Source organism: Nonomuraea sediminis (assembly GCF_018531495.1).
Lineage (GTDB): Bacteria > Actinomycetota > Actinomycetes > Streptosporangiales > Streptosporangiaceae > Nonomuraea > Nonomuraea sediminis.
In genome coordinates, this window is the sequence record NZ_JAHDTI010000010.1 from 14,151 (window position 1) to 26,980 (window position 12,830).

The 12,830-nt window shown below is 69.4% G+C and carries 10 protein-coding genes; 9 read left to right on the forward strand and 1 reads right to left on the reverse strand.

Features of this window, described 5'->3' with window-relative positions:
* The first annotated feature begins 7 nt into the window (after positions 1–7).
* On the forward strand, positions 8–1,132 hold the full coding sequence (locus tag KIK09_RS34655; protein WP_214323661.1) for an FAD-dependent oxidoreductase: 1,125 nt from the start codon (positions 8–10) through the stop codon (positions 1,130–1,132).
* A gap of 370 nt (positions 1,133–1,502) precedes the next feature.
* On the opposite strand, the gene KIK09_RS34660 is transcribed toward KIK09_RS34655, so the two are convergent.
* Entirely contained in the window at positions 1,503–2,678 is a 1,176-nt protein-coding gene (locus KIK09_RS34660; protein ID WP_308164467.1) for an ROK family protein, read from the reverse strand.
* Positions 2,679–2,821: 143 nt separating this feature from the next.
* Between KIK09_RS34660 and KIK09_RS34665 the strand changes: the two genes are divergently transcribed.
* The 8 genes from KIK09_RS34665 (at position 2,822) to KIK09_RS34700 (ending at position 12,804) form a co-directional block, all read left to right on the forward strand.
* Complete coding sequence (locus KIK09_RS34665; RefSeq protein ID WP_214323663.1) at positions 2,822–4,462, forward strand: beta-N-acetylhexosaminidase; 1,641 nt, start codon at positions 2,822–2,824, stop codon at positions 4,460–4,462.
* On the forward strand, positions 4,459–6,831 hold the full coding sequence (locus KIK09_RS34670) for a phospholipase D-like domain-containing protein (RefSeq protein ID WP_214323664.1): 2,373 nt from the start codon (positions 4,459–4,461) through the stop codon (positions 6,829–6,831). Before KIK09_RS34665 ends, KIK09_RS34670 begins: the two co-directional genes overlap by 4 nt.
* 84 nt (positions 6,832–6,915) lie before the next feature.
* On the forward strand, positions 6,916–8,160 hold the full coding sequence (locus KIK09_RS34675) for an ABC transporter substrate-binding protein (protein ID WP_214323665.1): 1,245 nt from the start codon (positions 6,916–6,918) through the stop codon (positions 8,158–8,160).
* 3 nt (positions 8,161–8,163) lie between these two features.
* Entirely contained in the window at positions 8,164–9,093 is a 930-nt protein-coding gene (locus KIK09_RS34680; RefSeq protein ID WP_214323666.1) for a carbohydrate ABC transporter permease, read from the forward strand.
* Positions 9,086–9,895 carry a carbohydrate ABC transporter permease gene (locus KIK09_RS34685; protein ID WP_214323667.1) on the forward strand — a complete coding sequence of 270 codons (810 nt, stop codon included), beginning with the start codon at positions 9,086–9,088 and terminating at the stop codon, positions 9,893–9,895. The genes KIK09_RS34680 and KIK09_RS34685 overlap by 8 nt, the downstream gene beginning before the upstream one ends.
* A 46-nt stretch (positions 9,896–9,941) precedes the next feature.
* Complete coding sequence (locus KIK09_RS34690) at positions 9,942–11,690, forward strand: bifunctional metallophosphatase/5'-nucleotidase (RefSeq protein ID WP_214323668.1); 1,749 nt, start codon at positions 9,942–9,944, stop codon at positions 11,688–11,690.
* A 156-nt stretch (positions 11,691–11,846) separates the two neighbouring features.
* Positions 11,847–12,161, forward strand: coding sequence for a hypothetical protein (locus tag KIK09_RS34695; protein WP_214323669.1), 315 nt, complete (start codon positions 11,847–11,849; stop codon positions 12,159–12,161).
* A 373-nt stretch (positions 12,162–12,534) separates the two neighbouring features.
* The gene (locus KIK09_RS34700) at positions 12,535–12,804 is read left to right on the forward strand and encodes an integrase core domain-containing protein (RefSeq protein ID WP_214323670.1); all 270 of its coding nucleotides are present in this window, start codon (positions 12,535–12,537) and stop codon (positions 12,802–12,804) included.
* The last annotated feature ends 26 nt before the right edge of the window (positions 12,805–12,830 follow it).

The following is a 12,830-nucleotide window of genomic DNA, read 5'->3' on the forward strand; positions in this document are numbered from 1 at the left end:
GTGTGTGATGCGCGTTTCCGTTGTCGGAGCCGGTCTGGGAGGTCTGGCTCTCGCGCAGGGTCTTCGTGGTGCCGGGATCGAGACCGACGTGTTCGAGCGCGATCCGGGGATCGTCGCACGGTTCCAGGGCTACCGGCTCGTGCTGAACCCGGTCGGTTTCCAGGCGGTGCGCAACTGCCTGCCGACGCGCTGGCACCCGCTGCTGGACGAGATCGTCATGGATGCCTCCGCCGAGCAGCTGATCCTGGACCCGCAGATGAACGAGATCGGCAAGCTCGGCGCGGCCCGGACCGGCATCGTGGTCGACCGGCAGGTGCTGCGACACCTGTTGCTGACCGGCCTCACCATGCACACCGATGCCGCGCTGACCGGCTACGACGTGCTGGCCGACGGCAATGTCCAAGCCCAGTTCGCCCGCCGCGACCCGGCCACCGCCGACCTGCTCGTCGGCGCGGACGGCGTCACCTCCGCAGTCCGCGGGGTGTTGTCACCGCAGACCACCCCGACAGACACCGGCGTCCGGTTCGTCATCGGCCGCACCCCACTGACCGACGAGTTCGCCAGCCTGTCCAAGGCCTACGGCTCGAAGATCACGGGCGACGGCGTCAGCCTGCTGCTCGGCGCGATGCGCTTCCGTACCCCGCCGAAGCAGGCCGCCGAGCAACTGGCCCCCGAAGTCACGCTGCCCGACATCGGCGACTACGTACGCTGGGCCATGATCCTGCCGCCGAACGGCTCGCTGGAGGACGTGACCGCGCAGGATGCCGTGCTGTCCAGGATGGAAGGTTGGCACCCGGAGCTGCGCGCGCTGATCGAGCAGGCCGACCCGGACAACAGCACGCTGCTGTCCATCCGGGTGGTCAAGCCCGGTGAGCGCTGGGCGTCCGGCCCGGTCACGCTGCTCGGCGACGCGATCCACGCCACCTCCCCGACCGGCGGCAACGGCGCGAACACCGCGCTGCGCGATGCCGACCTGCTGCGCCGCTGCCTGATCGAGGCCAACGAAGGCCGCCAGAATCTGCGCAGCGCGGTCGAGGACTACGAGCGGCAGATGTTCGAGTACGGCGCCGAGGCCGTGCGCAGCAGTCTCGAGAAGCTGCCCGCCTTCGCCCCCGAAGCGAAACTGTCCTGAGGCCGAAATTCACCTTGTGCGATCGATCGGACCCGCCCGGTCGTGGACATCTGGCTCGGCCCTGAATGAATATCTCGATCACTACAACGGGCATCGCCCGCATCAGGCTCGTGGGCATGAAGCAGGCCCGCCGGAGGATCGGCGGGCCTGCCTGGGGTCGGTGGTTCAGGTGGTGGTGTCTCCGATGTGGGTCGGCAGGGTGATCAGCCGTGCTGTCTGGGCGCCTCCGGCTGCGGTGTTGACGAGGGCGGCGGTGGACTCGGCGTCAAGCCCGTGCGCGGCACGCCGAACTCAGCCGCGCCTACGTGGGCGCCCGGCACCTGAAGTCACAACCAGCCGTCCTCCACGCACGCTCCCGATATTTGGTGAACTAAACCATTAATGATGGAGGGGTATCCGCGGGCAACGGGCCGGTCTCGGGGTTGAAGAGCGTCTTGGACAGGCGCTCGACGCCGTAACAGACAGCGCCGACCGCCACGCACTCGTCGCCGAGCACCGAAGCCCGCAGCTCTGGAGTGCGCAGGCACATCGTCTCCAGTTCGCCCCTCAGCGGCTCCAGGAGCACGTCGGCCGACCGGGAGAAGCCCCCGCCGAGCACCACCAGGTCGGGATCGACGGTGAGGGCCATCGCGGAGGTGGCCAGCGCGAGCACCTTGACGTACCGCAGGACGGCGCCGCGCGCGCCGGCGTCGCCGCGCCTGGCGGCCTCGAACACCGCCCCCGCGACCGCGTCGGGCGGCGTGCCGGGTTCCACGGCGGGGACGGCCTGCAGGAGCTCGCCCACGTGACCGAGGTTGAACAGCGGGTGCACGCCGATCTCGCCCGCCGCTCCCCCGCCGCCGCGCAGGGGGACCCCGTCGAGCACGACGGCGGCCCCGGCCCGCCTGCCGACGTGCAGGAAGATCAGATTCCGGGTGTCGCGGGCGATGCCCCTGCGGCACTCGGCGAGTGCGGCGAGCCGGCTGTCGTTCTCCACGAGGACCGCGCAGCCCAGCCGCGCGCCGACGTGATCGGCCAGCGGCACGCTCGACCAGTCCTGGATGGCCCGTGACAGGACGACGCGTCCTTGCAGGTCGACGTAGCCCGTGCTGCCCGCGACCGCGATCCAGACGTCGGAGGCGGAGGTGCCCGAGCCGGTCAGGCAGGCGTCGACGGCCCTGTCGACGGCGGCCAGCCGCTCGGCGCGCGGCTGCTCGGGAGTGACCGGCTCGCGCGTGGTGTGCAGGACGTTGCCGTCGAGGTCGGCCACGACCGCGAGCACCTTGTGCGCTCCTATGTCGAGCCCCAGCACTCGGCCCGCTTCCCCGCGGAACCGGTAGCGGCGCGCGGGCCTGCCCTTCTCGCCGCCGCTCGGATCCATCTGGGCCACCCAGCCCAGCTCCATCAGGTCGCTGACCACCACCTTGATGGTGGCTCTGGCCAGGTCGGCGCGCTCGGCGAGCTTGGTCAGCGTCATCGGGCCGCCGGCGCGCAGGGCGGCGAGCGCGGAGAGCGCGTTGAGCCGCCGGAGCCGCTGAAGGTCGCCGCCAGTCACGGAGTGCGTCACGGATAACCCTTCTTGACGAACCTTAATGGTGGACTTCATCATAAATCCTCATCGGGGCGGTACGCCACCGCAACGCAAGCCCGCCCAGCCCGCACGGCGACACAATCGCCGAACCCCGACCTCCGACCCCTCAGGGACCTGACTTGCTGCTGCCACGACCCGTTCACCTCACCCGAGACGGCACGGAGCCCTTCACCCTCACCACGGCCACAGTGATCGCCGCACCCCCCGAGCTCGCGCGGGTGGAAGGCTGGCTGCGTGGCGTGCTGTTCCCCGTGACCGGCCTGCCGCTGCCGCCCGGAGAGGCGCGGCCCGGGGCGATCGAGTTCACCCTGGCGGCCGGGCTCGGCCATGAAGCGTACCGCCTGACCGTGCGCCCCGGCGGGGTGCGCATCGAAGCGGGGGACGCGGCGGGGGCGTTCTACGGCGCGCAGACCCTGCGCCAGCTGCTGCCGCCCGCGGCCTTCCGCAGCGGCGCGGTCGGCGAGCGGGACTGGCTCGTCGCCCCGGTCACCGTCGAGGACCGGCCGAGATTCCGGTGGCGCGGCTGCCTCATCGACGTGGCCAGGCACTTCCTGCCCAAGCCCGACCTGCTGCGGTACATCGACCTGCTGGCCGCGCACAAGCTCAACGTGCTGCACCTGCACCTGACCGACGATCAGGGCTGGCGGTTCGAGGTGAAGGGGTACCCGAAGCTGACCGAGGTCGGCGCCTGGCGGAGGGAGAGCCCGCTGGGGTCCCGCCGGCAGGGCCTGTTCGACGGCCGCCCGCACGGCGGCTTCTACACCCAGGACGACCTGCGCGAGATCGTGTCGTACGCGGCGGACCGGTTCGTCACCGTGGTGCCCGAGATCGAGCTGCCCGGGCACTCCCAGGCCGCCATCGCCGCCTATCCGGAGCTGGGCAACCTCGACGACCCGCTGGAGGTCGCCACCCAGTGGGGCGTCTCCCCGAACGTGCTCAACGTCGAGGACGCCACGCTCGCCTTCTACCGGGACGTGCTCGACCAGGTCATGGAGATCTTCCCCGGCGAGTACGTCTGCGTGGGCGGCGACGAGTGCCCCAAGACGCAGTGGCGGGAGAGCCCGTCGGCCCAGCGGCGCATCCGCGAGCTCGGCCTGCGCGACGAGGACGAGCTGCAGAGCTGGTTCATCCGCCAGTTCTCCGACCATCTGACCGCGCGCGGGCGACGCCTGCTGGGCTGGGACGAGATCATCGAGGGCGGCCTGCCGCCGGGTGCGACCGTGGCGTCCTGGCGCGGCACGTACGGCGCGGTCGTGGCGGCCAGGGCCGGGCACGACGTGATCACGTGCCCGTTCACCCAGCTCTACCTCGACTTCCGGCAGTCGGACCGGCCCGACGAGCCGGTCCCGATCGGTAGCGTGATCTCGCTGCGCGACGTCCACGCCTTCGAACCGGTGCCGCCGGAGCTCACGGAGGCCGAGGCCGTCCGCGTGCTCGGCGCGCAGGCGAACCTCTGGACCGAGCACATCGACTCGCCTCGCGCGCTCGACTACATGGCCTTCCCCCGCCTGTCGGCCTTCGCCGAGGTCGTGTGGAGCCCCGCGGGCGGCGACTTCGACGACTTCCGAGCGCGGCTGCACCACCACGAGCTCCGGCTCGCCGCGCTGGGCGTGGAGTACCGCAAGGAGACCGGCCCCGAGCCGTGGCAGACGCGGCCGGACGTCAAGGGCTGGCCGCGCGAGCGGGCGGAGACCGAGGCCGAGGTGGCGGCCTGGACCCGCGGCATCCGACGAAACCTCAGTGGAGAGAGGCACGCATGACCAGACGCCTGTCCGTCATCCTCATCGGCTTATCCTGCCTGCTCGGCGTGATCACCCCGGCCCGTGCGGCGACTCCCGAGCTGTCGGCGTACTTCAGCAGGCCGAGCGTCGACGGCACGCTCGACGGCTCCCTGCTGACGCGGTTGCTGGGCCTGATCGACCTGGCCGCGCCGGGTTCCACTCTGCGCGTGGCGACGTACGTGCTGGAGATCAGGACCGTCAAGGACGAGCTCGTGGCGGCGCACGATCGCGGCGTCGACGTACGGGTGGTGTCCGAGGGGTCCGGTCACGACCCGCTGCTCGACGAGTTGGCCGCCGCCGGCGTGCCGGTCACGCTCTGCACCATGGGCTGCAACGGCCCGGACACCGACATCAACCACCACAAGTTCTTCGTGTTCAGCCGCCTCACAGACGGCAGGACCGACGTGGTCGCGCAGAGCTCGCAGAACCTCAGCGCCGACAACTCCCTCCACCAGAACATGCTGATCAGCTCGGGCGACGCCGGGCTGGCCGCGGGCTACCGGCAGGTGTTCGACACGCTGGTCTCCCGGGTGCGGACGACCTGGAAGGCGCCCTTCACCTCCTCCAGCGGCAAGGTCACGGTGTGGATGGAGCCCCGCGACACCGCCTACGACCAGTCCGCCTACGGCGACGCCGACCTGGTCGCGGCCATGATCAAGGACGTGGGCTGCCCCGGCACGATCCGCGTGGCGCAGTCGCAGTTCGCCACGGACAGGCCGGCCGTCATCGACGCGCTCAAGGCGAAGAAGCAGCAGGGGTGCGGCGTCCAGGTGCTCGTCGCCGAGGGCAACCAGACGGTCTCGACCGCCCAGGAACTCGCCAAGGGCGGCATCGTGGTGCACACCTTCAGGCCCGGCGGCTGCCACTATCCGGCCGGGGACACCTGCGCGCCCGACAACCTCCACTCGAAGATCATCCTGGTGGACGGGCCGTCGGCGGCGGCGGGCGGCGCGACGCGGCGCTACGTCTACACCGGCTCCCACAACCTCAACGCCGGCTCCCTGACCGCCTCGGACGACTCCTTCCTCCGTATCGACGACGCGGGGATCTACGCGGCGTACGACGCGGACTTCGCCGCGATGCTGGACGAGATGATCAAGTTCGTCCCCTCCGCCTATCCGGACGCCGCGCTCCAGATGGCCGCCAATGGCCCCGACGACCAGCGGGCGCCGAGGGCGGCCGCCATGCGCGCCGGCTACACGGCCGTGGCCTGGGAGGACGACCGTGATCGTGCCTCGGTGGACGGCACCGAGGTCTACGCGCGCATCTACCACGACGGGCAGCCGGTGACCGGCCCCGTGAAGGTCTCGATGGGCGGGGCCGGGTGCGCGACCGGCTGGAACCACGTGCAGCCGTCGGCCGGCGTCGACGACACGGGCAACGCCTACGTCGCCTGGGCCGAGGACGGCGACTGCCGGGGCGAGCACAACATCGCGGTGCGCAGGCTCTCCCCGTCGGGCACGCTGAGCTCGACGATCTGGGCGAACGACCCGCAGTGGAGCGGCGACCAGACCCGACCGAGGATCGCGGTCCGGGGCGACGGCGGGTTCACGGTGGTCTGGGAGGACGCGCCGACCAAGACCGTCCGCGCGGCCGGCTACGCCTCGCTGACCTCGCGTGCCTTCGCGCCGGTCCAGGTGGGCGCGGGCGACCGCCCGGACGTGGCCGTCGACGGCGCCGGCACCGCGACCGTGGTCTGGCAGCAGGCGCCCGACGTGTACGGCAAGCGCGTCTCGGCGACCGGCGCGACCGTCGCCGCCGCCACGAAGATCAACACCAACGCGGCCACCGAGCACCTGGCTCCCGCGGTGGCGACGACGGCGGGCGGCGACAGCGTCGTCGCCTGGAGCGACAACGTGGCGGTCACCGGAGGCGACGTGAAGACCGTCTGGCGGGTGCGGACGCGAGGTCTGACGCCCTCCCTGGGATCGAGGTTCGCGGAGAACCCCGTCGCGTTCGGGAAGTACGCACCGAACACGGTCTCCGACGGCGGCAAGGAGTACCCGCCGCTGTGCGGGAGGGTGTCGTCGGTGGACAGGTGCGCGGTCCAGGGATCGCCGTCCGTCGCCGTCGACGACAGCGGACGGTTCGTCGTCGGCTGGACCGAGTCCGACATCTGGAACGCCGGCCGTTCCTTCGAGGTGTACGCCCGCGGCTTCAACGCCGACGGGACGACGGCCGGCCGGTTCCCCTGCGAGCGCATGAACCCGAACACGGCCGGCAGCCAGTCGGCCACCGCCGTCGCCGCCGACGCCACCGGCTTCCACCTCTTCTACGCCGAGGACTTCGACGTCAACGGATACAGCGATGTCGTGGCGCGGACCGGCTTCACCAACACCGAATTCTGAGCGGAGCGCCGCCCTCCGCGCCGATCCCTCGCGATCGAGACCCTGACCACCACCCCCGACGCTTCCAGAGAGAAGGAACCCCCCGTGCGTCTGCGTATGGCATTGGTCGCCACCCTGGCCGTGACCCTGGCCGGTTGTGGCTCCGGCACCGACACCACCACCAAGTCCGGAAAAATCACGATCAACTACGCGATTTGGGAGAAGAACGACCAAGCCAGCACCCAGAAAATCATCGACGCCTTCCAGAAGCAGCACCCCGACGTCACGGTCAAGCTGGAGATCACCCCCTGGGACCAGTACTGGACCAAGCTCCAGACCGCCGCCACCGGCGGCGCGGCCCCCGACGTCTTCTGGATGAACAGCCTCAACGTCCGCCTGTACGCCAAGGGCGGCGTGCTCGCCCCCATCGCGAACGCCGACGTCAGCTCCTTCCCGCAGGCGATCGTGGACGGCTACCGCTACGACGGCAAGCTGTACGGCATGCCGCGCGACGTCGGCCTCCCCGTGCTCTGGTACGACAAGGAGCTCTTCGACAAGGCCGGCGTCAAGTACCCGACCGCCGACTGGACCTGGGACGACCTCAGGGCCGCCGCCAAGAAGCTGACCGACCCGGCCAAGAAGCAGTACGGCCTGCTGGCCCCCATGTGGGACCAGGGTGGCTTCTACCCCACGATGATCCAGGCCGGCGGCCACGTCATCTCCGCCGACGGCAAGAAGTCGGGCTTCGACGAGCCCGGCTCCATCCAGGGCCTGGAGTTCTGGACCGACATGATCAACAAGGACAAGGTCGCCCCGCCCGCCCAGGCGACGACCGACACCGATCCCATCCAGCTGTTCATGACCGGCAAGTACGCCATGTACTACGGCGGCTCCTGGCTCGCCACCGCGTTCAAGGCCAACACCGAGCGCGGCGACAAGGTCGACGTGGCGCCCCTGCCCAAGGGGCCGGCGCAGGAGGCCGTCATCCTGCTCGGCCTGGCCAACGCCGTCTCGGCCAAGAGCGAGCACCCGGTTGAGAGCGCGCAGTTCGCCACGTTCCTCTCCTCCGAGGAGGCCGAGAAGATCCTCAGCGACACCGGCGGCGCCTCGGTCTCCTCGCGGGCGGGCACCCAGGACGGCTGGTTCAACGCCTTCCCGAACTACCACCTGAAGGAGGCGTTCGACGCCTCGATCCCGCACGGCGTGCCGTACCCCGTCTCCCTGAACACCGCCAAGTGGCAGGACGTGCAGAACAAGCTCCTCGCCGAGGCGTGGGCGGGCAAGCGGCCGACCGCGGACGCGGCCAGGGAGATCGCCGCGCAGATGAACGAGATCCTGGCCAAGGAGTAGCGGATGCTGCTGACCGAGGAACGGGCCGCCGTCAAGGCGGCGGCCCGGCCGGGGCGGCGGCCGCGCCGCGACTGGCTCTGGGGTTACGGGCTGATCGCGCCCATGGCCCTCGGGCTGGCCGTGTTCTACCTGTGGCCGATCGTCCAGACGCTCTACCTGAGCTTCACCGAGTCGGGCGTGTTCGGCGGGCAGACGTGGGTGGGGCTCGACAACTTCGCCGCCCTCTTCGGCGACGAGGAGATGCTCGGCGCGTTGCGCAACACGCTGCTCTACTCCGTGCTCGTGCTCATCGGGGTGCCGCTGGCGATCGTGATCGCGGCGCTGCTCAACGTGCCGGGGCTGCGCGGGCTCGGTTTCTACCGCACGCTGTACTTCCTGCCCGTGGTCACCATGCCCGCGGCCGTCGGCCTGACCTGGCGCTACCTGTACAACGGCGACTTCGGCCTGATCAACTACCTGCTCGGCGAGATCGGGATCGACGGGCCCTACTGGGTCTCCGACCCCGAGTTCGCGATCTACGCCATCGCGGTGGTCGGGATCTGGAGCTCGCTCGGGTACAACGCCGTGCTGTTCCTGGCCGGGCTGCAGGGGATCCCGAAGCACTATTACGAGGCCGCCGCGATCGATGGCGCGGGCAGGATGCGGCAGTTCTTCCGCATCACGCTGCCGCTGCTCACGCCCACCACGTTCTTCGTCATGGTGATCACGCTGATCAACGCTCTGCAGGTGTTCGACCTGGTCTACCTCATGATCGACACCAAGAGCCCGGCGATGGCGGGGAGCCGTACGATCGTCTACCTCTTCTACGAGCAGGGCTTCGTGCAGAACAGCCGCGGCTACGCAGCCGCGATCGCGGTCGTGCTGCTGGCCCTGATCCTCGCGCTGACCGCCCTCCAGTTCAGGCTGCAGAGGCGGTGGGTCCACTATGAGTAGGCGCTGGATCGTGCACGCGGTCCTGCTCGCCGGTGGGCTGATCATGATCACGCCGTTCGTCTGGCAGCTCGTGGTCTCGCTGCAGACGGTCACCGAGTCGATGCGGGTGCCGCCCACGCCGGTCCCCTCCTGGCAGTGGCACAACTTCGCCGACGTGTTCAGGACCGTGCCGCTCGGGCGGCAGTTCCTCAACACCGTGATCGTCACGGCGGCGGTGACGGCCGGGCAGCTGCTGCTCTGCTCGCTCGCGGCCTTCGCCTTCGCGCGGCTGGACTTCCCCGGGCGCGGGCCGATCTTCATGCTGTTCCTGGCCGTGCTGATGGTGCCGGGAGAGCTGTTCCTGCTGCCCCGGTACGAGATCATGCAGGGGCTCGGCTGGCTCAACACCCTCCAGGCGCTCATCGCCCCCGGGGTCTTCGGGGCCTTCGGCACGTTCCTGCTGCGGCAGTTCTTCAAGACGCTGCCCAGGGAACTGGACGAGGCGGCGCGCCTGGACGGCGCCAACCCGCTGCAGATCTACTGGTGGATCATGCTGCCGCTGGTGCGGCCCGGGCTGCTGGCGCTCGGGCTGCTGACCGTCATGTGGTCCTGGAGCAGCCTGCTCTGGCCGCTGGTGGTCAACACCGACCCGGAGATGATGACGCTCTCCGCCGGGCTGGCCTCGCTGCGCGGCCAGTACCTGACCAATTACCCGATCCTCTTCGCCGGGTCCGTCGTCGCCTCGCTGCCCGTGATCGTTCTTTTCGTAGTCATGCAGCGACAGCTGATCGCCGGGATCGCGTTCACCGGCTCGAAGGGCTGATCCACCAGTCTTTTCTCCCGTTGTATCCCCCTATCGAGGAGTATGTGTGCATTCCCTTCGCAAGTGGATCGTCGTCGCCTTAGGCGTCACTCTGGCCTCCTCCGCCTCACCGGCACTGGCCGACCCGAAGCCTGTGGACGTGCAACTGCTGTCCCTCACCGACTTCCACGGCTACATCACCCCGCAGAACAACGCCACCGACGGGACGATCAAGGATCCGCAAGGGAACACCCTGGTGGTGGGCGGCGCGCCGTACGTGGCGACGCATCTGGACAAGCTCCGGCAAGGCCATGAGAACACGGTCACGTTCTCGGCCGGTGACAACTTCAGCGGCTGGCCGACCGAGGTGTCCTACCACGCCGACGAGCCGACGATCGAGTTCCTCAACAAGATCAAGCTCGACTTCACGACCGTGGGCAACCACGAGCTCGACCGGTCGCTGGAGTTCCTGCGCGACCACATGGGCGAGGGCGAGTGCTTCGGCGAGATCGGGGTCGACAGCTGCTTCACCGACTCCGACGGGCGGCAGTTCCACGGCGCCGACTTCGCCATCTCGACGGCCAACATCACGCGGAAGGGCGACACCCGGCCGGTGCTCCCGCCGTACGTGATCAAGCGCTTCCAGGGCATCCCCGTCGGGTTCATCAACCTGACCACGCCCACCACGGTGGACGGCTCCACCTCCTACCAGCCGTCACTGGACAACCTGCCGCTGGTGGAGACGGCCAACAAGTACGCCGCCATCCTCAAGCGGCGCGGCGTCAAGGCCATCGTCGCCAACGTGCACGAGGGCGGCAAGGCCGGAGACGACTACAACGGCTGCGCCGACCAGAAGAACGGGCCGATCTGGGACTTCGCCGCCAACGCCTCGCCCGACATCGACGTCATCGTCACGGGCCACTGGCACTGGTACTTCACCTGCTCGCTACCCGACCCGGCGGGTAACCCCCGCCCGGTCGTCGAGGCCGCCAACCACGGCCGCCTCATCAACGAGATCAACCTGAAGCTCGACCACCGTACCCGCGACGTCATCAGGTCCGAGACCACCGCGGTCAACCACCCCGTGACCCGCGACGTCACCCCCGACCCCGCCATGGTGAAGCTGGTCGACCACTGGAACGCCAAGCAGAAGGAGACCTACGCCAAGCCGTACGGGACCATCACCGGCGACCTCACCAGGACCCGCGACGCGACGGGGCAGAGCACGCTCGGCAACACCGTGGCCGACGTGGCCTACTTCGACTCGCAGCGGACCGAGGGCGGCAAGGCCGACCTGGCCATGGTGGCCGTCGCCCCGACCAAGGGCTCCAACTCCCTGCGCGGCGACCTGCTGTTCGCCAAGGGCACGAACCCCGCCGACAGCGACGGGCAGGTGCTCATGGGCGAGTCGTGGGCGGCGTGGGGTTACGCCAACCCGGTGCTCACGGTCTCGGTCAAGGGCTCGCAGCTCGAGCAGGCCCTGGAGCAGCAGTGGCAGACGCAGGCCAACGGCACCGTGAAGTTCGCGCCGCTGGCCGTGTCCAAGAACGTCCGCTTCTCCTACTCCGCGAACCGGCCCGTCGGGGACCGGGTCAACCCCGCCGACGTGATCGTGAACGGGCAGCCGCTCGACACCGGCAGGACCTACCGGCTCGCCGCGCTGGCCTACACGCTGATCGGCGCCGACGGCTACCCCGCCTTCGCCGGGTACACCGACGCCGTGCGCGGCAACCGCGACTACGAGGCCATGCGGGCCTACCTGCGGCAGGGGCCGGTGGCCCCGCCCGCCCTGAACCGGGCGGTGCCGCTGATGTAGGACTCCGGGTGCGGGGGACCCGCGTCCCCCGCACCCGCGCGGGCACTGCGCCTGCCGATAATTACATCCGCCCAGGTCACGAGCATGTTGGGCTTGGCGTGGCGTGCACCAGTTCCGGCACCAGGCAAAGCAACACGTGCGGCATGATGATCGGCCATGCTCCTTCGCCTGGCCTATCTGACCATTACCAACGCCTTCGCCGCGCTGCGGCTGCTGCCGATGGGCGATCGGGACAAGGACGTCGAGATTCTCGCCCTCGAACGGCAACTCGGCGATGAAACCAGAGTGAGATTCGGCCCGGAAGACCGAGCTTTTGTCGCCGCGCTCCTGACATCGCTGCCCCGCGAGGTCCTACGCCGGCTACGGCTTCCCGTCCTGCGCCTGGTCCAGGAGAATCCCGCCTGGGGCTACCGGCGGATACGCGGAGAGCTCGCCACGCTCGGCATCAAGGTTGCGCCCTCCACCGTCTGAGAGATCCCCAAGCAGGAAGATCTCGATCCGGCACCCCAGCGGGCCTCCAGCACATGGGCCGACTTCCTGCGATCGCAAGCCGACGCCCTGCTGGCCTGCGACTTCATCGAGACCATCACCCTCAACGGCCAGCGCCAATTCATCCTGGCCGTCATCGAGCACACCACCAGGCACGTCTGCGTGCTTGGCACCACCACTCCCCCGCCCGCCACTTGGGTCATCCAGGCCATGAAGGATCTCGTGATGGAACTCGAAGATGCGGGCTGCCGAGCCCGCTAGCTGATCCGAGACCGGGATGCGAAGTTCCCCGCTCTCATGGACGGCATCCTCGCCGACGTAAAGATCCGTGCTCACTAGTATCTGGGTGCCGCGAATGAACTCAATCATGGAGCGATGGGTGCAGTCGTGCCGCCACGAACTCCTCGACCGCTGCCTACTGTGGAACGAACGCCACATGCGGCATGCCCTACGCGAATACGAACGGTTCTACAACCAGCACCGCGCCCATCAGGCCCTGGGCCAAGCAGCCCCGCTGCGCACCACCCCCGATCCATTCACGGATCCAGAGCGAATCATCCACCTGAATGTACGCCGCCAAGACCGGCTCGGCGGCGTCCTCCACGAGTACTCACATACTGCTTGACCTGCATGGACGGAATTTTCGGCAGG

Excerpts from the sequence above, each read along its gene's own strand:
- KIK09_RS34655 (WP_214323661.1), top strand. The coding sequence starts at position 8 with ATGCGCGTTTCCGTTGTCGGAGCCGGTCTGGGAGGTCTGGCTCTCGCG.
- KIK09_RS34670 (WP_214323664.1), top strand. The coding sequence starts at position 4,459 with ATGACCAGACGCCTGTCCGTCATCCTCATCGGCTTATCCTGCCTGCTC.
- KIK09_RS34680 (WP_214323666.1), top strand. The coding sequence starts at position 8,164 with ATGCTGCTGACCGAGGAACGGGCCGCCGTCAAGGCGGCGGCCCGGCCG.
- KIK09_RS34685 (WP_214323667.1), top strand. The coding sequence starts at position 9,086 with ATGAGTAGGCGCTGGATCGTGCACGCGGTCCTGCTCGCCGGTGGGCTG.
- KIK09_RS34695 (WP_214323669.1), top strand. The coding sequence starts at position 11,847 with ATGCTCCTTCGCCTGGCCTATCTGACCATTACCAACGCCTTCGCCGCG.
- KIK09_RS34700 (WP_214323670.1), top strand. The coding sequence starts at position 12,535 with ATGAACTCAATCATGGAGCGATGGGTGCAGTCGTGCCGCCACGAACTC.